Origin of the sequence: Flavobacterium sp. DG1-102-2, from assembly GCF_033042555.1 — a bacterium.
Classification (GTDB): domain Bacteria; phylum Bacteroidota; class Bacteroidia; order Flavobacteriales; family Flavobacteriaceae; genus Flavobacterium.
The window spans coordinates 83,601-103,639 of the sequence record NZ_JAWLIK010000001.1 but is presented as its reverse complement, the minus strand read 5'-3'; the positions used below and the strand labels follow the sequence as shown (position 1 = coordinate 103,639).

23 protein-coding genes are annotated in these 20,039 nt (G+C 40.2%); 14 read left to right on the top strand and 9 right to left on the bottom strand.

Going from position 1 to position 20,039, the window contains the following annotated elements; translation table 11 throughout:
- The first annotated feature begins 65 nt into the window (after positions 1 to 65).
- Positions 66 to 773, top strand: coding sequence for a hypothetical protein (locus R1T16_RS00395; RefSeq protein ID WP_317499075.1), 708 nt, complete (start codon positions 66 to 68; stop codon positions 771 to 773).
- Between the two features lie 84 nt (positions 774 to 857).
- Here R1T16_RS00395 and R1T16_RS00390 read toward each other — a convergent pair whose 3' ends face one another.
- On the bottom strand, positions 858 to 1,172 hold the full coding sequence (locus R1T16_RS00390) for a hypothetical protein (RefSeq protein WP_317499074.1): 315 nt from the start codon (positions 1,170 to 1,172) through the stop codon (positions 858 to 860).
- A 41-nt stretch (positions 1,173 to 1,213) separates the two neighbouring features.
- On the bottom strand, positions 1,214 to 1,342 hold the full coding sequence (locus R1T16_RS00385) for a hypothetical protein (RefSeq protein ID WP_317499073.1): 129 nt from the start codon (positions 1,340 to 1,342) through the stop codon (positions 1,214 to 1,216).
- A gap of 101 nt (positions 1,343 to 1,443) precedes the next feature.
- Here R1T16_RS00385 and R1T16_RS00380 point away from each other — a divergent pair, with 101 nt between their 5' ends.
- The 4 genes from R1T16_RS00380 (at position 1,444) to R1T16_RS00365 (ending at position 4,833) form a co-directional block, all read left to right on the top strand.
- Positions 1,444 to 2,766, top strand: coding sequence for a DUF2268 domain-containing putative Zn-dependent protease (locus R1T16_RS00380; RefSeq protein WP_317499072.1), 1,323 nt, complete (start codon positions 1,444 to 1,446; stop codon positions 2,764 to 2,766).
- A 2-nt stretch (positions 2,767 to 2,768) separates the two neighbouring features.
- Positions 2,769 to 3,416 (top strand): HAD family hydrolase, encoded by a 648-nt coding sequence (locus tag R1T16_RS00375; RefSeq protein ID WP_317499071.1) that lies wholly within the window; start codon positions 2,769 to 2,771, stop codon positions 3,414 to 3,416.
- A gap of 209 nt (positions 3,417 to 3,625) precedes the next feature.
- Complete coding sequence (locus R1T16_RS00370) at positions 3,626 to 4,492, top strand: bestrophin family protein (RefSeq protein WP_317499070.1); 867 nt, start codon at positions 3,626 to 3,628, stop codon at positions 4,490 to 4,492.
- 173 nt (positions 4,493 to 4,665) lie between these two features.
- Positions 4,666 to 4,833 (top strand): hypothetical protein, encoded by a 168-nt coding sequence (locus R1T16_RS00365; protein WP_317499069.1) that lies wholly within the window; start codon positions 4,666 to 4,668, stop codon positions 4,831 to 4,833.
- Here R1T16_RS00365 and R1T16_RS00360 read toward each other — a convergent pair whose 3' ends face one another.
- Positions 4,834 to 5,952, bottom strand: a complete 1,119-nt coding sequence (locus tag R1T16_RS00360) for a serine hydrolase (protein WP_317499068.1) — start codon at positions 5,950 to 5,952, stop codon at positions 4,834 to 4,836.
- A 209-nt stretch (positions 5,953 to 6,161) separates the two neighbouring features.
- On the opposite strand from R1T16_RS00360, the gene R1T16_RS00355 reads away from it, so the two are divergent.
- Entirely contained in the window at positions 6,162 to 6,818 is a 657-nt protein-coding gene (locus R1T16_RS00355; RefSeq protein ID WP_317499067.1) for a hypothetical protein, read from the top strand.
- A gap of 34 nt (positions 6,819 to 6,852) precedes the next feature.
- A complete protein-coding gene (locus R1T16_RS00350; RefSeq protein WP_317499066.1) occupies positions 6,853 to 7,512 on the top strand; it encodes a hypothetical protein in 660 nt (219 codons plus the stop codon).
- A gap of 78 nt (positions 7,513 to 7,590) precedes the next feature.
- On the opposite strand, the gene rho is transcribed toward R1T16_RS00350, so the two are convergent.
- Positions 7,591 to 9,465, bottom strand: coding sequence for a transcription termination factor Rho (gene rho, locus R1T16_RS00345; protein ID WP_317499065.1), 1,875 nt, complete (start codon positions 9,463 to 9,465; stop codon positions 7,591 to 7,593).
- Positions 9,466 to 9,653: 188 nt separating this feature from the next.
- Between rho and R1T16_RS00340 the strand changes: the two genes are divergently transcribed.
- A complete protein-coding gene (locus R1T16_RS00340) occupies positions 9,654 to 10,076 on the top strand; it encodes a DUF4293 domain-containing protein (RefSeq protein ID WP_317499064.1) in 423 nt (140 codons plus the stop codon).
- A gap of 133 nt (positions 10,077 to 10,209) precedes the next feature.
- On the opposite strand, the gene R1T16_RS00335 is transcribed toward R1T16_RS00340, so the two are convergent.
- Positions 10,210 to 10,707: a metallophosphoesterase family protein gene (locus R1T16_RS00335; protein ID WP_317499063.1), complete on the bottom strand. Its 498-nt coding sequence runs from the start codon at positions 10,705 to 10,707 to the stop codon at positions 10,210 to 10,212.
- Between the two features lie 199 nt (positions 10,708 to 10,906).
- On the opposite strand from R1T16_RS00335, the gene truA reads away from it, so the two are divergent.
- The 5 genes from truA to R1T16_RS00310 all read left to right on the top strand — a co-directional run bounded on the left by truA (position 10,907) and on the right by R1T16_RS00310 (position 15,901).
- Positions 10,907 to 11,641 carry a tRNA pseudouridine(38-40) synthase TruA gene (gene truA / locus R1T16_RS00330; RefSeq protein WP_317499062.1) on the top strand — a complete coding sequence of 245 codons (735 nt, stop codon included), beginning with the start codon at positions 10,907 to 10,909 and terminating at the stop codon, positions 11,639 to 11,641.
- A 14-nt stretch (positions 11,642 to 11,655) separates the two neighbouring features.
- Positions 11,656 to 13,410, top strand: coding sequence for an ABC transporter ATP-binding protein (locus R1T16_RS00325; RefSeq protein WP_317499061.1), 1,755 nt, complete (start codon positions 11,656 to 11,658; stop codon positions 13,408 to 13,410).
- A 121-nt stretch (positions 13,411 to 13,531) separates the two neighbouring features.
- Positions 13,532 to 14,920 carry a dihydrolipoyl dehydrogenase gene (gene lpdA / locus R1T16_RS00320; RefSeq protein ID WP_317499060.1) on the top strand — a complete coding sequence of 463 codons (1,389 nt, stop codon included), beginning with the start codon at positions 13,532 to 13,534 and terminating at the stop codon, positions 14,918 to 14,920.
- Positions 14,921 to 15,051: 131 nt separating this feature from the next.
- The gene (locus R1T16_RS00315) at positions 15,052 to 15,576 is read left to right on the top strand and encodes a nuclear transport factor 2 family protein (RefSeq protein WP_317499059.1); all 525 of its coding nucleotides are present in this window, start codon (positions 15,052 to 15,054) and stop codon (positions 15,574 to 15,576) included.
- Between the two features lie 130 nt (positions 15,577 to 15,706).
- On the top strand, positions 15,707 to 15,901 hold the full coding sequence (locus tag R1T16_RS00310; protein WP_317499058.1) for a hypothetical protein: 195 nt from the start codon (positions 15,707 to 15,709) through the stop codon (positions 15,899 to 15,901).
- Between the two features lie 2 nt (positions 15,902 to 15,903).
- On the opposite strand, the gene R1T16_RS00305 is transcribed toward R1T16_RS00310, so the two are convergent.
- A complete protein-coding gene (locus R1T16_RS00305) occupies positions 15,904 to 17,031 on the bottom strand; it encodes a cysteine desulfurase family protein (protein WP_317499057.1) in 1,128 nt (375 codons plus the stop codon).
- Positions 17,032 to 17,141: 110 nt separating this feature from the next.
- Here R1T16_RS00305 and R1T16_RS00300 point away from each other — a divergent pair, with 110 nt between their 5' ends.
- Positions 17,142 to 18,137, top strand: coding sequence for a hypothetical protein (locus tag R1T16_RS00300; RefSeq protein WP_317499056.1), 996 nt, complete (start codon positions 17,142 to 17,144; stop codon positions 18,135 to 18,137).
- Between the two features lie 42 nt (positions 18,138 to 18,179).
- Here R1T16_RS00300 and R1T16_RS00295 read toward each other — a convergent pair whose 3' ends face one another.
- The 3 genes from R1T16_RS00295 to R1T16_RS00285 form a co-directional block, all read right to left on the bottom strand.
- Positions 18,180 to 18,734, bottom strand: coding sequence for a Smr/MutS family protein (locus R1T16_RS00295; RefSeq protein ID WP_317499055.1), 555 nt, complete (start codon positions 18,732 to 18,734; stop codon positions 18,180 to 18,182).
- Positions 18,727 to 18,921, bottom strand: a complete 195-nt coding sequence (locus R1T16_RS00290; protein ID WP_317499054.1) for a hypothetical protein — start codon at positions 18,919 to 18,921, stop codon at positions 18,727 to 18,729. The genes R1T16_RS00295 and R1T16_RS00290 overlap by 8 nt, the downstream gene beginning before the upstream one ends.
- 153 nt (positions 18,922 to 19,074) lie before the next feature.
- Positions 19,075 to 19,983 (bottom strand): leucine-rich repeat domain-containing protein, encoded by a 909-nt coding sequence (locus R1T16_RS00285; RefSeq protein WP_317499053.1) that lies wholly within the window; start codon positions 19,981 to 19,983, stop codon positions 19,075 to 19,077.
- Between the last annotated feature and the right edge of the window lie 56 nt (positions 19,984 to 20,039).

Sequence of the window (20,039 nt, the reverse complement as noted above, 5' to 3'; positions counted from 1 at the left end):
GAAGTGCGGTTTTTTTTGTTTAAGTGCACGGTAATATTTAGTATGTTTGAATATACTTTACATATATGAAATATATCGTATTCACATTTATTTTTATAGTATTCCTTGGCTGCAAACAAGAACAGTCTGTATATACACATGATGCCGATAATACAGTTGCTATCAAAAAAGATACTATTATTTACCCATCTCTAAGAGAGGTATTCATTGATAGTTCAACTATAGGTATGAAAGGAAAATATAAATTAGATGTAAAAAGTTTTTTTAACGACAGTGTTTATGTAGAAATTAAGTTTTACGAAAAAGTGAATGGTAAATGGAAATTAAATCAGGAATTCGCTCTTTTAAAAGATGGTGTTTCCGGATGCGATGTAGAAATATCTGATTTTAATAATGATGGATTAAATGACATGACCTATAAATCTAACATAGGCGCAAGGGGTGCTAATGACATTAGGACTTTATTCATTTTTGATAAGAAAGGAAAACTAAGACGAATGAAAAATTCCGAACGATATCCTAATCTTAGATATAATGCAAAATTAGATTGTGTAGATGCATATATGGTATATGGCGGTAGTACGACCGCTTTTCTAAAAGTTGAGAACGATAGTTTGAGAGAATTTGCAAATGTTACAAGTTTTAACGGTAAAAGAGAGGTTACCGTTACTAACAAATCCGGTAAAGAAAAAATCATAAGAAGTGATGAAAGTGAGGGAGATGAACTTCGATATTCAAATTATAATCCTTTAGAAATAAGTGATGACAATTAATCTTGTTTCCAGTAAAATAAGCCTTCGTATAAAAAAAGTCCCCTGCTTCGCGAGCATCTCCCTCATATCCTAAAACACATAAAATTACTTCCCTAAAACATCATACACGCTCGTTGCAGCCTTAAGTTTTTCTAAAGGTACATCAACTTCGTTTTGAGTAAACGTACTGCCTTTCTCTACTTTTATAACTTCATCGCCAAAGTTTTTCATAAGTTCAAGCGTTTGGTTTTGTTCATAGCCATCGGTAGTAAAATAATAGGCCTTTTTGTCTTCGGTTGCAAGCATGAAGGAAAAATCGCTTATTATTACTCTCGAAAATTTAGGAAAATCTTTTAGCTTGATGTTAGGCTGGTCTTTTAATGTGAGTACGATTGGCTTCTTATAAGGAACATAAACCACAAATTCGTTAGCTGCATTAATCCAGTATATAGGTTCAAATTTCAGGGTTTTATAAGGATGGATACTGCCTCGGTATAAATACCATCGCCGGAAAATGTAGCCTGCGCATAAGAAATTCCTGTTGAAAATAATGCTATTGCTAATGCCGCGATTAAAGTTTTTGTTTTCATAATTGTGTTGTTGGTTAACTCAAATATAAAAAATTTCTGTCACAAATATAATTCAGGCTGTTTTACCGTTTAAACAACTATTATATTTGTACAATCAAGATATGAAAAAAGTTATACTCCTACTCTGCCTACTCCTAACATCGATTGGCTTTAGCCAGGTAAAGATATATACATCTGACATTGATAATTACTGGGAAGCCTACGACAGCATCACCAAAACCCACGATTTTACCAAACGGCTGAACCTTATCAACAAACTTTACATAGATAAAGGTACTAAAGGCCTGAAAGCTTTTATGAAAGCCCGCCGTTACAGGGATACGCTCTATGTAAAACATATTGAGGCTTATCCAGAATTCTGGGGTTCGATAAGGGCTAACACACTATCTGTAAAGCAAAAGACTGAAGAGATACAGCAGGCTATAGCGCGGCTTAAAGCACTCTATCCTAAGCTAAAACCCGCCGAACTGTACTTTACCATTGGCGGCTTTCGTTCCGCCGGCACGGTAGATGGCAACATGGTACTTGTAGGCAGTGAGATTGCCACCGGAACGCCTGATATAAACCTCTCTGAGTTTAAAAATCCCTGGCTTAAAGGTGTTTTTTCAAAGCAGGACAGCGACCATATCATACCGCTTACCATACACGAGTACATTCATACCCAGCAAAAAAAGGCAGAACACAAGAACGTGCTTGGCTATGCCCTTAGCGAGGGCTCGGCTGATTTCATCACTGAGTTGGTTATGGGTAAAACATTGGTTACAAACTATCTAACATACGGTCGCGAGCACGCAGCTACCATAAAAAAGAGCTTCAGGAAAGAAATGTTTGCCACCTCTATTGAGCGCTGGCTCTTTAACGGCAGTTATCTTGGCGCCGAAAGCGATATGGGGTATTACATTGGCTATGAGATATGTAAAATCTACTATAACAATAGCCCTGATAAGGCAAAAGCTATAAAAGACATTATTGAACTCAACTACGGCAGCGAAAATTCGCTCTTGCAGTTTCTCAATAAATCAGGGTTTTATGATACTCCGATAGACCGCGAGCAAACCGTTAAGGCTTGTAATGAGAGCCTGCCACATATTGTATCTTACGGGCCATTTAAAAATGGCGACAAAAATGTAGACAGTGGCATAAAGGAATTTAAGATAACCTTCTCTAAACCAATGGATCCTGATAACTTTTCGCTGTATTACACCAGTAAGGGTAAAGACTACTTTCCGCTGGAAAAGCTACTGCGAATGGAAGATGATAACCGAACTTTCGTGTTTGCAGTAAACATCTGGGCGGGTAAAAGTTACGAGTTCATCATCTCGAACGAAGAATTCTCTACACCCGACCGTTTTAAGATAAGCGATAAAAACATCACAATAAGATTCAGTACCAAACCGTTTGATTTTCCAACAGATAAAAAATAAACATGAAGAATATAAAAGCCGTAATCTTTGACCTTGACGGTACTTTAGCCAATACTTTGCCACTGTGCATCAGCGCATTCCGTAAATCTATTGAACCATTAATAAGCCGTGAAGTATCTGACGAAGAGATCATTGCTACCTTTGGCCCGTCTGAAGAAGGTACCATAATGGCGTTGGCTCCGAATGATTACGACAAAGGTGTTGCAGACTATCTCTCACATTACGAAACACTGCACGAAATGTGCCCCGCCCCTTTTGGAGGTGTTATAGAATTGTTGGAACTACTTAAGAATAAAGGCATTCCGACAGCCATGGTTACCGGCAAAGGCCGCAATAGCGCTGTTATGTCGCTGGAACGATTTGGTATCAGTAAGTATTTTGAGGTATTGGAAACAGGTATTCCCGAAGGCCCAAGCAAACCTAAAGGCATTCAGGCTGTACTAAATACGTTTACAGGGGTAGCCAATGAAGAAGTAATTTATGTAGGTGATGCACCGAGTGATATTACCGCGTGCAGACAGGTAGGCGTGCCAATTATTGCAGCCGCATGGGCCGAAACTGCCGAACCCGAAAAACTGATCGCAATGCATCCAGACGAACTTTTTTATGATGTACCGTCTTTTGCAAAATGGCTGGAAGCCAAAATTTAATTCTGATCTTTTACTGAAGTTAGCCTTTCAGCAAAAATGAAGAAATTTTAAAAAAACAAAATGCGTAAAATTAATTTTTAGTCCGTTAATTTACAGCTCTTTAACACCCCCTAATTTTACGCACAAAAAAGGCGTTTTGAGAACAAAAAGCGCAACATTAACACTTGAATTATTTTTAATAAAATTCTTAAAAAACTATATTTAAAGCAATGCTGTCATACAATCCAAAAGAGTGGTTTTCGTTTATATTCAGGTTCCATAAAGGCGATACATTCCGCAAGCTTATCCCTATAATGGCAGGCATTGGCCTGTATAGCGCGGGCGTGGCTTACCTGGAGCTGGAATACTGGCAACTGTCTCAGGGAAGCCATGTTAAGAACATTACCGTTATGCACACCATGCTGGGATTCGTGATCTCATTGCTATTGGTTTTCAGGACTAATACTGCGTATGACCGCTGGTGGGAAGGCCGCCGAATGTGGGGAGCGCTGGTAAATAACAGCCGTAACCTGGCGCTGAAACTTGCCGTTATGCTAAAGGATTCAGCCGACAAGGAAATGATGCGAAAGCTGATACCCGCTTATGCCGATGTACTAAATCAGCACCTGAAAAACAGGGATATAAGCCACGAACTGTTTGATGATGCGGTGCTTTCGCCCGAGCATTACAAGCATAAGCCCAACCAGATAGCAAAAACCATGATGGCAAAGGTTAACGAACTGTACACCAACGGTAAGATTACCGGCGACCAGCTTATTGTACTTAACGGCGAACTGCTTTCGTTTACCGATATTGCCGGTGCCTGCGAGCGTATTAAGAATACACCCATACCCTATTCGTACAGTGCTTTTATCAAGAAATTCATTTTCTTTTATGTCATGACACTGCCCTTTGGCTATGTGTTCCAACTGGGATATTACGTGATTCCGGTTGTGGTTTTTATCTTCTATGTGCTTGCAAGCCTTGAGCTTATCGCCGAAGAGATTGAAGACCCTTTTGGCACCGACCCAAATGACCTGCCATTGGATAAGATTGCTGCCAACATAAAAATGAACGTCGAGGAGCTGCTTTATTAGAGGGCTGTTTGGTTGATGGTTGATAGTTGTTAGAAGCACCAGATACTAAGCACAGGGATTTGCTATTTGTTATTTGCTATTTGGAATTTGGAATTTGACAATTAAACCTTTATTATGTTTTTAACAGTAAAGAAAAATATATCGCATAACTTTAAGAATCAAAAATTAAAGCTATGAGTACCGACAAAAAAGAAGAAGGAAAAACTTCTTCCGACGACAATGTAAACAACAATGCGCACTATTCTGAGGATGGCGAAGTGACCCGTCCGGATGACCGTGACCGACACCCCGGCCCTGACGACTGGGACGCCGAAAAAAGCCGGACAGGCCGACATAAGTAGTTAATAATTAGCTGATAATGAATCAAAAAGGCCTTCCCAGTTCACACCTGCATCTGTTTCTCCAAGCCTGACTATGATAAGATTTTTATTAGGATTAACGTAAATGAACTGTCCTAAGATACCCTGTGCCGAAAAAACACCGTTATCGCCAAGCCACCATTGATATTTATATCCTTTTTCGGCAGTTGGTCCGGTATCAGGCCGTGTAGATTCCTCCACCCATGCTTTGGAAACCAGCTGTTTACCATTCCAGTTACCCTTATTAAGATACAGCCTACCTATTTTGGAAAAGTCTCTTGCTCTGGCATTCAGGCAGCAAAAAGTCTTCTCCAAACCGTCTTTTTTGCGGTCAAGGCTCCAGGTAGCATCGTATTCCATGCCCATTGGCTTCCATAATTTCTCCTCTAAATAAGATGTAATTGTCTTGCCCTTAGGCTGTAACACCCTGTCTAAAACCAATCCAAGTATCTGTGTATCACCGCTTATGTAGTTGAATTCGGTATCCGGTTTTTGCTCAAGCTCTCGCTTATAAATTGCCCTGCGCAGGTTGCGGCCGTAATAGTAAGTAGCGGCATCTCCAAACGGATTTACATAGCTCTCGTTGAACTTTATACCGCTCCTCATATTCAGCAACTCCCTGATTGTCACCTGCCCCACATCTTTGTGTTTCATCTCGGGGATATAGGTGATGATAGGTTCGTCTATAGATTTGATAAGACCATCATCAAGAGCGCACCCTATCAGGATAGAAGTAACCGACTTAGCCATTGAAAATGAAGCTACTACCGACTCCTGGCTATAACCATTAAAGTAGTTTTCGTAGTGTATGCTATCGTTTTTGATGATCATAAAAGCAACCGTTTTATAGTCAGTCAAAAACTTCTCAAAGGAAACATCTACATTATTAGCCGTCAGCTTTTTAGGAAACTTAGGATTGGCAGATAACGGGTATACAAACTTCGCAGAATCAGCATGTGCAGTACGCGAGGGAAATATTTTATGATCTGTAATATTAGCGAAGTTATAATACACGAAACGTCCCATTTTACAGGAAGTTACGCTTATAGACATTATCAAAAAAATAATAAAATAACCGATTTTATGTAATGGTCTTTTCATTAGGATTGGCGGGATTGGTTCCTGCAAATATGATTAAAATATGTAAACTCTTAACAAAAAGGATTGAAAAAAGATCATTTTTTGATTCACTGACATAAAACCGAATATCACAAAACCCTATTAAATGAGGCAATCATGGCATACAAATTGCAATAAAATCGTAAAAATTTGGTTAGATTTGTTTAAAGCCATTATTCAAAGCTTACACTATGCAGGTACGATACATAAAACACATCTTAGTATTATTTTTAATAATTTCAGGATCAAGCGTTTTTTCCCAGGTTGATAACCCTATGGGAGGACTCGCTATTCCTAAAGCCAATACTACTATATCGCCAAAGATACCTGCAAAGACTGACGTTCCGTCTACAGTTGTGCCTCCAAAAAAGACGTTTACAGGAGCCGACCTCACTAAGAAAGAGCCTGAATTCAGTATGATAAAAAAAGAAGAATTCGTTAACCGCGGACAGGAATACCAGGATAAAGTAAACCAAAGCGTTCAGCGAAAAGGCGAGTCGAATGTTGCCTATCGCGGCAATCAGTCGTTTGGCGAAATACGCACAAAATCAGCATATCTGGATATCTTCTCTGCCGATTACGGCCTTGAAGATGGGGACAGGATACGTGTGCTCGTAAATGACAAGGTTGTAATCGACGAATTTACCCTTACCAATAATGCAAAGGGGCTTCAGCTGCAGTTGCAGCCCGGATTCAACAAAGTGGAGTTTGAAGCCATGAATCAGGGTACATCCGGCCCTAATACCGCCCAATTCACCATATTTGATGATAAGGAAAAACAACTTATGTCCAACCAGTGGAATCTTGCCACAGGATTTAAAGCTTCGGTTATGGTTATAAGAGAATAGATTATTATATTTGTCTATAAGCCATTATAAACTTATGAGACAATTATCATCAATTCTACTCTACCTTGCGCTGTTTTCATTGCCTGTTCTCGCGCAGGCGCAGGAACATGAAGCAACAATATACTTTCTTGACGGAACAGACGTATCCGGCTATGCTACACTTAAATTTGACAAGGAATCATTTTACGGAACACCTAAAGATAAGATCGTGTTCAGGGTATCTAAAGACGATACAGCCGATAATTGGGACGAAACCACAGTTTCTAAGATCGTATTTCATGATTTTGAATTTCCGCGTACGTTTGAATATATTCCGATAGTTACATTCAGCCAGACAGACTATTACTTTCTCGAACTTATTTCTACAGGCGAGGTAAACCTTTATGCCGATGCCATGGAAGCATGGAACACCAAACCTGCAAAGGATCAGGAAGAAGGCACGCACGTATTGCCCGACTCTAAATTCCTGAAAGTAAAGCGTAAAACAGAAAAGAACCTTACCTCTTTAGGAAACAGCAAGAAGAAAATTGCCAACTATTTCAACGAGTGCCCCGGCATCATTGAAAGGCTTAACAGCAACGTTTTCAATACAAGAACGCTTGAAGATATAGTAGAATACTATAACGAACTTTGTGCAGGCGAACTTGCTGAAACAGACAAGAATCCTAAAAAAGCACACAGGGACGACGAATAATATTGTTCGTCCTGTATATATAAAAAATGCCCCTTATAAAATTAAGGGGCATTTTTTATATACTAATGAATGATTTGATTAGTCATTCATTGAGATAAGAAACTCTTCGTTATTTCTTGTCTTTTTAAATCTTTCGTTGATAAAGTCCATAGCTTCAACAGGGTTCATGTCGGCAAGGTATTTTCTCATGATCCACATACGCTGTATCGTCTTTTCATCAAGAAGAAGATCATCTCTTCTTGTACTTGACGACGTAAGGTCAATAGCCGGGAAAATACGTTTGTTCGCAATTTTTCTGTCAAGCTGAAGCTCCATGTTACCTGTACCTTTAAATTCTTCAAAGATAACCTCGTCCATTTTAGAACCGGTATCGGTAAGTGCAGTAGCAATAATACTAAGCGAACCGCCGCCTTCAATATTACGGGCAGCACCAAAAAAACGTTTTGGTTTTTGAAGTGCGTTAGCATCCACACCACCGCTCAATACTTTACCGGATGCAGGCTGAACTGTATTGTAAGCCCTCGCAAGACGGGTAATAGAGTCTAGAAGTATCACTACATCATGGCCGCATTCTACAAGGCGTTTTGCTTTTTCAAGAACAATGTTAGCCACTTTTACGTGACGTTCTGCAGGCTCATCAAAGGTAGAAGCAATAACTTCTCCCCTTACGCTGCGCTGCATATCGGTAACCTCTTCAGGACGTTCGTCTATAAGAAGGACGATAAGGTAAACTTCAGGGTGGTTTGCCGCGATTGAGTTGGCAATATCCTTAAGAAGCATTGTTTTACCTGTTTTAGGCTGAGCAACGATCATACCCCTTTGCCCTTTACCTATTGGTGAGAAAAGGTCAATGATACGTGTAGATATAGTACTCTGTTTATCAGCAAGATTAAATTTTTCTTCCGGGAAAAGCGGTGTAAGGTGTTCAAACGAAACCCTGTCACGCACTACCTGAGGGTCGTGCCCATTAATTTTGTTAACCTTAACCAGCGGAAAGTATTTCTCCCCCTCTTTAGGAGGGCGAACCACTCCTTTTACTGTATCTCCGGTTTTAAGTCCAAAAAGGCGTATCTGCGAATTGGAAAGGTAAATATCGTCAGGAGATGCAAGGTAATTGTAGTCAGAAGAACGAAGGAAACCATAGCCATCAGGCATCATTTCCAGTACGCCTTCGCTTTCAATAATTCCGTCAAATTCGTAATCAGGTTCGCGGAAATTTTGTTTTTTATTTTGCTGCGTATGCTGAACCGGGGCAGTTTGCTGCGGGGCAGGAGCACTAATTTCTTTAGTTATGTTTTCTTTTTCTTTATCCTTATTCAGGTTACCCTTGTAGCTTGGGTGATTAGGATTGTTGGCGTTTGCCCTTTCAATCTGTGCAAGCCTTTCTTCTTCAGAAAGCTGCGGTTTTTGCGGCCTTGCAGGTTTGCCTTCGGCATTTTGCCTTGCCTGGGCGTTGTCTTTTGCAGGTGCTATTTTTTTCCTGTCCTCTTTAGGGGCGGGAGTATCATTACTTTCTTTTGGCTGTTCTGTAGTTTCAGCAACAGGAGCAGCTTCTTTTACATCTGCTTTAGGTGCTGCCGGTTTTTTAAATTCCGGTTTCGCTTTTTCAGCAGGAATTTCTTCCGCAGCTGCTGCGTCTTCGGGAATTTCCTTAAAAAGGCCCGCCGCAGGAGATGCTTTTTTTATTGCCGGTTCTTTTTTTGCTGGATCTGGCGCTATGCGTACCCTTTTTGTTTTTTCAGCAGGCTGTTCTTCTGTAGTAGCAGCCGGTGCAGCTGCCGCAGTTTCTTCAAAAAGAGGCTTTATAATAGCAGGGTTAGCCGCCTGATGATCCAGGATCTGGTACACCAGTTCGTCTTTTTTTAGTCCTCTGTATTTGTTTATTTTTGCTTTTTTTGCAATTTCCTGAAGCTCAGGAAGCTTCATTTCTTTTAGTTCGGAAATATCAAACATGAAAAATTTTTGGTTAAATTAAATAGTGTACTCGCAATGTGTTTTGGTGGAAAGCAATTTTTGGGAAATATCCCTACTTCAGAATGAAGCACTTATGATTTGGTATTGCAATAATACAAATTAATTTTCAGTGTACAATAGTATTTTATAAAAAGAAAGTATATTTTTGTGGAGCAAAATAAGCACGAATGTTACAAAGAATACAAACAGTATATCTACTTATAGCGTTTATAGCATCGGGTGTATTACCTTTTGTTTTTCCGTTATGGGTATCAGGAAATGGCGAGAACTACTACTTTATAAGAGATCTGGCTTTTGTTATGCTGTTCGCTTTTAGCACTACCTTAAGTGTAGTGGGCATACTTACCTACAAGAAAAGAAAAAACCAGTTTGTCATGGGCAGGCTGAACATAATATTAAATTTAATTTTAATAGGGTTATTTGTATTCAGGCTATTTAATTTATCCGGAGAGACCGATCCTGAAAAGGTCGTTTCAGAGAAGGGTATTGGGGTAATCCTCCCGATTGTTTCTATCGTTTTTCTAAGCTTAGCCAATAAAGCTATCAAGAAGGATGAAGACCTCGTAAAATCAGTAGACCGCTTGAGATAAACCTTTTAACTTAGTTTATTAGTGCGTCAAGAATCCGGATCCAAACGATCCGGATTTTTTTTGTCCTCAACCCAGCCTTCTTTGAAAGAGAGTGATCAGCCTTATTCTTCTTATCAAACCAAGAATAGCCAAACTACACCCTCTTCCCTATCTCGATCACTTCAAGGTTCTGGATCTTATCGCCTTCTATTTCAAACCTGAGCATGGTGCGCACCTGATGGAAACCGCTCACGCCCGCTGCTCCCGGATTCATGTGCAGTAAATTCAGCTTTTGGTCAAACTGCACTTTTAGTATATGGGAATGCCCGCAGATAAAAAGCTTTGGCGGATTAGCATACAGTTCTTCCCTCACTGCCTGGTTATATTTACCCGGATAGCCGCCTATATGCGTAATCCAAACATCGACGCCTTCGCACATAAAACGGTTATTGAGCGGAAATTCAAGACGCCCCTCATTGCTGTCGATATTTCCATATACTGCCCTTAGCGGCTTTTCTTTTTTTAGAGTGTCGGTAACGGAAAGGTCGCCAATGTCTCCGGCATGCCATACCTCGTCGGCCTGGCGAACATATTTAAGTATGGTGTCGTCTATATGACTGTGGGTATCGCTAAGGAGGAGGATTTTTGTCATTTTTCGTGAGTTACAAAGTGGCTGAGCTGCAAAGTTACAAAGTCAGCGAGCCGCCACAAAAATTAAATTGTAAAACTATAATTATTATAAATCCTGAACGCTTCTACTTTGCTGCTCTCAAACTTTGCCACTTTGCACCAAAACTTTGCCACTTTGCTACTCTGCTACTTCGCAGCTTATTCTTATCTTTGCATTCGCTATGAGATACTTTATAGAGTTTGCATATAACGGAGCAGCCTACTGCGGGTGGCAGTATCAGCCGCACAGCTCGTCGGTACAGGAAACATTAAACAAAGCCCTGTCTTTATTGCTTAGAACAACAATAGATGTTGTAGGCGCAGGACGTACCGATACAGGTGTTCATGCCCGACAAATGTTTGCCCATTTTGACCACGATGAGATTGCCGATAGACAAAAGCTGGTACAAAAGCTCAATTCATTTTTACCAAAGGATATTGTTGTATACCGTTTCATACCGCTGCACAGTGAGGCTCATGCCCGTTTTGACGCTGCCAGCCGAACGTACGAATACCACATACATACCTTTAAGGATGCATTTGATAATGAAGCAAGCTGGTACAATTTCAACACACTCGATGTAGATAAAATGAACGAAGCAGCTAAACTCCTGTTTAATTACACCGACTTTAAATGCTTCTCTAAAACACATACCGATGTAAGGACCTTTAACTGCGACATAAAAGAAGCCCGATGGGAACAGCATGGCAATAAGCTTGTTTTTACCGTGAGCGCAGACAGGTTTCTTCGCAATATGGTGCGCGCCATTGTAGGCACCCTGGTCAATGTAGGCCTTGGGAAAATGAGTATCGAAGAGTTCGCCGGCATTATAGAAAGCCGCGACAGGAACAAAGCAGGGTTTTCTGTACCTGCACACGGATTATATCTTACCAAGGTTATTTATCCGTACCTTTAAGCCGTTAAATTTATATGAAAGCCATAAAATCATCATCATTCAAAAAGGTAATGCAGTTTGCAAAACCTTATAAATCCCGTTTTATATGGGTTATAATATCTTCCATCTGCCTCTCTGTTTTTGCGGCAGCAAGGCCATACCTGTTAAAGCAGACGGTAGACTCTTACCTGATACCTAAAGATGTATCAGGCTTAGTGTTTTACATTACCCTTATGGGTATTGTGCTCATGCTGGAGGTACTATCGCAATTTTACTTTGTGTACTGGGCCAACTGGCTCGGGCAGGATATAGTAAAAGACATACGTGAAAAATTGTTTGCCCACATCAATAACTTCAGGATGAAGTTCTTTGACAATGAAGCCGTAGGCCGTCTGGTTACAAGGACTGTTTTTGATATCGAATCCATTTCAAAGATATTCAGCCAGGGGTTATTCATGATTATAAGTGATATGCTTAAAATGCTCGTGATACTTGGTTTTATGTTCTATATGAACTGGAAACTGAGCCTTGTGGTAATGCTGGCAATGCCAATACTGGTAGTTGCTACGCGTATCTTCCAAAAGAAAATGAAAGGTGCTTTTGAAGAGGTGCGCACACAGGTAGCTAACCTGAATACTTTTGTTCAGGAGCGTGTTACAGGTATGCGTATCGTTCAGCTATTTAACCGTGAGGATATTGAGTATGAAAAATTCAAGGAGATCAACAAAAAACACAATGATGCCTGGCAGAAGAACATTCTGTATAACTCCATCTTTTTCCCTATTGCCGATACTATTTCGTCGTTAACTTTAGGGGTAGTAATATGGTACGCAGGTATAAGTATTGTAGGTGGTGATGCCGTAACAGAGCCCGGAGATATGTTTGCCTACATTATGTACATAGGCATGCTTTTTAACCCGCTCAGGCAGATTGCCGATAAGTTCAACGAGATGCAGATGGGTATCGTAGCATCTGACAGGGTATTTGAACTGCTGGATATGGAAGAGCTGGTACAAACGTCGGGCGATAAAACCGCAGGTCATTTTAAAGGCGAAATACAATTCAGCAAAGTACACTTCAGCTACATTCAGGATGAGGAAGTCATAAAAGGCATAGACCTTACCATTGATGCCGGACAGACTGTTGCAATCGTGGGTTCTACAGGGGCAGGAAAATCGACAATCATCAACCTGCTGAACCGTTTCTACGAAATAAGCAGCGGTACCATAGCAATTGATGGCACAGATATTAACGAATTTACGCTTGAAAGCTTACGTAAACAGATAGGCATTGTACTTCAGGATGTATTCCTGTTTGCCGATACCATCTTTAATAATATAACCCTTAATGACCCTTCAATCTCGCGTGAAACAGTTATCGAAGCCGCTAAGAACATTGGCGTCCATAATTTTATCATGAGCCTTCCTGAAGGGTACGATTATAACGTAAAGGAGCGCGGCGTTATGCTGTCTTCTGGTCAGCGCCAGCTTATTGCCTTTTTACGTGTATTGGTAAGCAACCCTAGCATCCTTATCCTTGATGAGGCTACTTCGTCTATCGATACCTATTCGGAAGAGCTGATACAGAATGCTACAGATAAGCTTACCGAAGGCCGTACTTCTATAATCATTGCACACAGGCTCGCAACGGTAGTTAATGCCGATAAGATCATCGTTATGGATAAAGGTAAGATCGTTGAAGCCGGAACGCACTATGACCTTATAAACCGTGAACAGGGTTATTATAAAAACCTGTACTATTCGCAGTTTGTAGCAGAGACAGAGGAGTAATTTTTCAGCCGCAGCCGCAGTTTTCATTGGCGTGCGGTGCAATCAAATATTGAAACATTTTAGAATAACCAAATTTATACTTACTTTCGTAGGCACAAATTAATACAGAAATTATACGCTGATGAAATACGATGTTATTGTTTTAGGAAGTGGCCCGGGCGGATATGTAGCCGCTATCAGGGCAGCACAATTAGGATTCAAAACTGCAATTGTGGAAAAAGAAAACCTTGGCGGTATCTGCCTTAACTGGGGCTGTATCCCAACTAAAGCGCTTTTAAAAAGTGCACAGGTTTTTGATTACCTGAAACACGCTTCAGATTACGGTCTTACCGTAAACGAATTTGATAAAGATTTTGGGGCTGTTATTGCGCGTAGCCGCGGCGTTGCCGATGGTATGAGCAAAGGTATCCAGTTCCTTATGAAGAAAAATAAAATTGACGTTATAGAAGGTACTGGTAAACTTAAGCCTGGTAAAAAACTTGACGTAACAGCTGCAGACGGAAAAACTACCGAGTACAGCGCAGACCATATCATTATCGCTACAGGTGCACGTTCACGTGAGCTTCCTAATCTTCCACAGGATGGTAAGAAAGTAATCGGGTACCGTCAGGCAATGACACTTCCTGAGCAGCCAAAATCGATGATCGTTGTTGGTTCAGGTGCAATCGGAGTTGAGTTTGCTCACTTCTATAACTCAATGGGTACTAAAGTAACTATCGTTGAGTTTATGCCAAACATCGTTCCTGTAGAGGATGAAGATGTATCAAAACAATTTGAGCGTTCGCTTAAAAAGTCGGGCATCGAGATCATGACTAACTCTTCTGTTGAAAAAGTTGATACTACAGGTGCTGGTGTAAAAGCAACTGTAAAAACAGCTAAAGGCGAAGAGATCCTTGAGGCAGACATTCTACTTTCTGCTGTAGGTATCAAATCTAACATCGAGAACATAGGCCTTGAAGAAGTAGGTATCGCTACTGACAGGGATAAAGTATTGGTAAATTCATACTACCAGACAAACATACCGGGTTACTACGCCATTGGCGATATCGTACCGGGCCAGGCACTGGCACACGTTGCTTCTGCTGAGGGTATCCTTTGTGTTGAGAAAATTGCAGGCCTTCATGTAGAGCCGCTTGATTACGGAAACATACCGGGTTGTACTTATGCTACTCCTGAAATCGCTTCTGTAGGCCTTACAGAAAAACAGGCTAAAGAAAAAGGATACGAACTTAAGATTGGTAAATTCCCATTCTCTGCTTCAGGCAAAGCAAAAGCTTCAGGTACACCTGACGGTTTTGTAAAAGTTATCTTTGATGCTAAGTATGGCGAATGGTTAGGATGCCACATGATTGGCGCTGGTGTTACCGATATGATCGCGGAGGCTGTTGTTGCAAGAAAACTTGAAACTACAGGACACGAGATCATTAAGTCTGTTCACCCACACCCTACTATGAGCGAGGCTATCATGGAAGCTGCTGCGGCTGCTTACGATGAAGTTATCCACTTATAGTATTTAGTAAACAGTAACAGTTTGCAGTAATGCAGCTGACTAAATAATAAAAAATCCGCTTTGAGCAATCAGAGCGGATTTTTATTTAAAAACAAATCCTTATTTTAGCCCAAACTAAGCAATAACTATATATGAGAAGAACTATTACCCTGCTTGCTCTGGCATTAACACTTACAACCATTACAGGATGTAAAAACAATAAAGATACCGCTACAGAAACCGGAACTCCCGAATCTAACAAAGCTGAACTTTTTGCAATTGCAGATAAATTCCACGAGGCTTTTAAAAAGAAAGATGCTATGGCATTAAAGGCTATTTCTACCGAGAAAGGCTTTTACATGGGTACAGATCCAAACGAGGTACTTAACCAGATGAGCTTTATTGATTACCTCAACAAAAAACTGACTAATCCTGCTATAGGCACTATTGAATATAAAGTTGACCGTCGTGAGATAAACATAGATGAAGACGGACAGGGCGCTATCATTGCCGACCAGTTTACACCTATCGTATTTACGCAAAACATTCCGTGGAGGATGACGGCCCATGTACTTAAAAAAGACGGCAAATGGATCTTTGATTTTATTTCATTGTCAATGACACCAAATAACGACATAGTCCCGGCTATAAATATCGCAGCCTACCAGGGACAATAATATTGCCTTAAACCCATAATTAAAGCGTGATACTACATCACGCTTTTTTTTGCACCAAACCGAATTAACATTATATAGGCACAGCTTTATCTATAGCTTGAGTAAATTTAGTATCCGCAAAATTACGGCTATGAGTAAACTAAAAAAGAAAGCAAAAAAGAGCAGTGCCAAAAAGAACAAGCTTGGCGTAAAGAATTCGTTGGTAAACAATATCAATGCCCGCCGAAAGAAGGGTAAGTCGCGTTCAAAGAAAAAATCTACTGTTTCTAAGAAGTCCTATAAAAAGATGAAAAATAACTGGGGCAGAAAAAAGAAACGTAAATAAGTTTACACCGTCTTTAATGCTGCAATCAGCAAATCTATATCTTCTCTGGTATTAAAATGGCTGAATGAAATTCTAAGCGAAGGTTTTTTGATATCCTCATCTGACAGTATTTCTTTAAGTACGTGCGATGGTTTGATACTCCCGGACTGGCAGGCACTACCTCTCGAGACCGCCACACCCTGCATATCAAGATGGAATAATATCATGGCAGTCTTGTCTTCCGGCAACGGAAGCATTACGTTTATAATGTTGTAGAAGAGGTTATCATTGTAGCCATTGATCTTATAACCCTCAAAATTACTATCCAGCTGTTCTGTAAAATAGGCCTTTAGCGAACTGATGTGCGTTTTTTCCTCTTCAAGGTTTTTATAAGACAGTTCCAGTGCTTTTGCCATCCCGCCTATCTGGTGCACAGCCTCTGTTCCCGCGCGGAAGCCTTTTTCCTGTTCACCTCCGTAAATCATTGGCTGCAGCGGTGTATTCCTTTTAAAGTATGCAAATCCAACACCTTTAGGCCCGTGGAATTTGTGCGCACTAGCCGTTAGGAAATCTACCTGCAAACTACTTATATCTATAGGGATCTTACCCATAGCCTGAACGGTATCGGTATGAAACCACGCATTATGCTGCTTACAGATACGGCCTACTTTGTCTATATCTAATATAGTACCTGTCTCGTTATTTACGTGGATAAGGCTTACCAGTGTAGGGACATCTTCGGACAGCAGCTTTACAAGATGCGTAACGTCGGCACTGCCATCTGGCAGCAGGTTTACATAGTCTACCCTAACACCGTGCTGTTTTTGCATCTCTACAACCGTAGTAAGTACCGAATGGTGCTCTACCCTACTACTTACTATGCGTTTCACTCCAAGGTCTTTCACTGCGCTCGATATGATCCAGTTATTGGCCTCTGTTCCACAGGATGTAAACACGATCTCCCGGGCTTCGGCGCCAATCAGGCTTGCGATTTTCTTACGAGCCGTTTCCACAATAACTTTGGCACTACGTCCAAAAGTATGCGTAGATGACGGATTGCCATAATTTTCGGTAAGTATTTCCGTTATTTCCTGTATCACTTCAGGGCGTAACGCCGTGGTAGAAGCGTTGTCGAGATATGCTTTTTTCATTGGTGCAAATTTACAGAAAAAAGGTGGTAACACATTTATTTTGACAAGCTGTGAAACAAAACATTTTCTATACTCATTAAAAACATTATTTTTGTTCAAAATACCTTTATATGAAAAAGATTTTTAGCCTTATTGCGGCCTTTGCACTGCTTACAGGATGCGACGATGGCGACATGACATACAAAACATTTGATTTTGGCACTGACGATCCAACTCCATGTACCGTGAGCGCTGATGCTGCGAGCCTTAGATATTACAAGATTAATGCAAGTAATGGCGAGTCCCTGATACTGGATATAGCGCCAACAGCATTAAAAAACCAGTCAACATTAGATGCAAACAATAATAACGTGCCTTATACGATAACAATAAGTGTCTCGGGAACAAACAAGCTTACTTATAAGAACTACGCTACAAATTCTATCGCTAAAGGTTCAGTATGCAATTTATTTGATACTGATGACAACGCAGAGGTGTGGAAAGGCGAAGGTACATTATCTGTAATTACCGTAGAAAGAAGAGTAAAAGGTAAACTTAGAGGTTACACGCACGCTGTAACCATGCAGAATATTTCATTTTACAACGGAGAGGAAACTATTATTATCAATAACAATCTATTAGGAAATATCAGCAAAGACTTTAATTTTGATTTTAATTTTGACGCAACAACAGGTGGAGATCCTACCGTATTAAAATGCAGCGACAATAACCTCTTATATACGGTAAAGGCTGATGAACTTCTTTCGGTAAGTGTCTTAGATTACAATGCAGCATTTAACAGCAGTAATACGACGCTTGAATTGCCTTTGGGTAACGACAATAATTTAAACTTTAAGGTATTTAACGGAACACTGTCTACGCAGGTAATCTGCACACCTGCCGGTGGCGGCGGATCTATAACACCTGCACAAACGCAGTTTTGGAAGGCAACAGCAGGAAAACTGAGGATAGATACCGTTATGGATTTGGGCGTGGCCAAATACAAAATTTATGCAATAGACGCAATATTTACAAATACTGTCACCGGCGAATCTTTTGCACTTAAAGACATAGCAGAAACCAGCCCTGATATACCGAACGCCTATTATTTTGGATTAAGAGAATAATATAAAAAATGAAATCCCGCTGGCAGCGGGATTTTTTATGTTTTATCGGTTAGGGTTTTGTTTAATGAAAACCTCTGTAGCGCCTAGCCCATATTTCTGGTAATCGGCATCTCTAAAATCTATTCCTTCATAGCGCCCAAGTAAAAAATCGAGTTCGGCTTTAAGTACACCCTCGCCTACCCCATGTATAAATACTACTTTTTGCATCCTGTTCTTTATGGCAAATTCAAGCTGGCGTTTTGCCGTATCTGATTGTAAAGTTAGAATATCGTAGTTAGACATTCCCCTCTTATTTGGCACAAGTTTTTCAATATGAAGGTCTACCTCAAGAACAAACTCGTCTCTCTTTGATTTCTTTTCCTTTACAAAACTGCGCTTCTTAGGTTCCTCTTTTTCCCTGAGTACAGCACTTACGCTCTTCTCAGCAAAAAAAGATTTCATTTCGCCCGAGTTTGTAACTTTTATCAGCTCATTTTCTTCAAAAGCCAACTCAAACCCTTCCGGTGTTTCTATAATTATCTTACCTGCCTTAAAACCTTTAACCTTTCCGTTAAAAGAATCGTCAAGTACATTTACCTCATCGCCTATCTTAAACATCGCTCTCCTCTTCTATTGTGTTATTTTCCTGGTGCTTGCTTGGCACTTTAGCCATAAGCTTCATAAGGCCCATCATAAATATGACGATACACCCTATCATTATAAACAAGTTAGGATGCGCTGTAGACTGTTCATATAGCGCAACAAAAGCCGCAGCAAAAAACAGGATGATATAGATGGTCTTCATGGGGTTGGAAAATAAGAATTATAATATTTTACAGCCGGTATTCTCCCCGGCATTTTGCAAATATATACTTTATTGATAATTATGCTAAAACAAAGGCTATTTTTAAACAACCTTAAAAACAAAAACCTCCAATAATGAAGGTTATAGTATCAGTTAAAAATAGACACTGCATCCCGGCAGTGCTTTTTTTATGCGTTCTTTTTCGGGATCACTTATATCATTACCTGTCAGTATCAGCGTTTTTAAGCTCTTAAGACCCGATAGATTTTCGGGAAGCTTCTTAATACTATTATGTGATAATGAAAGCAATTCCAGTTTTTCAAGTTTATTGATACTCTGCGGAAGCACAGCAAGCTTATTGTAGTCGGCTATTAATGTTTTAAGGAGGCTTAACTCTCCAATACCTTCCGGAAAAGCCTGAAGCTGATTGTATTCAAGATTAAGCTCTGAAAGCGACTCGAGCTTTATCCATTCTCCGTCAAACTCATTGAACTGGTTACGCCCTAAATGAAGCGAGCTTAACTTTGTAAGGTTAGAAAGTTCTGCCGGCAGGTAACTTAGCTGATTGTTATCAAGCGCAAGCACTTTTAAGTTTTTACAGCCTTCAATCTTTTTAGTAAGCGAGGTAAGCGTGTTGTGAGACAGGTACAGGTATTCCAGCTTTTTAAGTTTTTCAATCTCATCTGGAATAGAAGTAATCTCGTTATCGGCAAGGTCAAGGCTTACAAGCTTTTTGAATACGCCCACTTTAGCAGGAATATACTTTAATACATTACCCTGAAGCGTAAGTATCTCGAGCTGGGTCTGGTTAAACAGCACCTTATCCCAATGTTCAATATTATTACCCATAAGGTTTATAAATGTCAATCCCTTGAGCTTATCCAGCTCGTTAGGAATATCAAAATAATGCCTGTCGCGAAGATTAAGCTGGGTTACATTTTTAGCTGCCAGCGCATCGGCAATGCTGTAATAAACCGGCGCCTTCAACGGGTTTGCGTTTTGTGCCTTAAGCGAAAATGCCGCAACTAATAATAAAACCAATGTCATAAGTTTCCTGTTCATGATAAAATGAAAAAAAGGACCGGTATAAAAAAGCATACCGGCCCTAAAAAAATTAA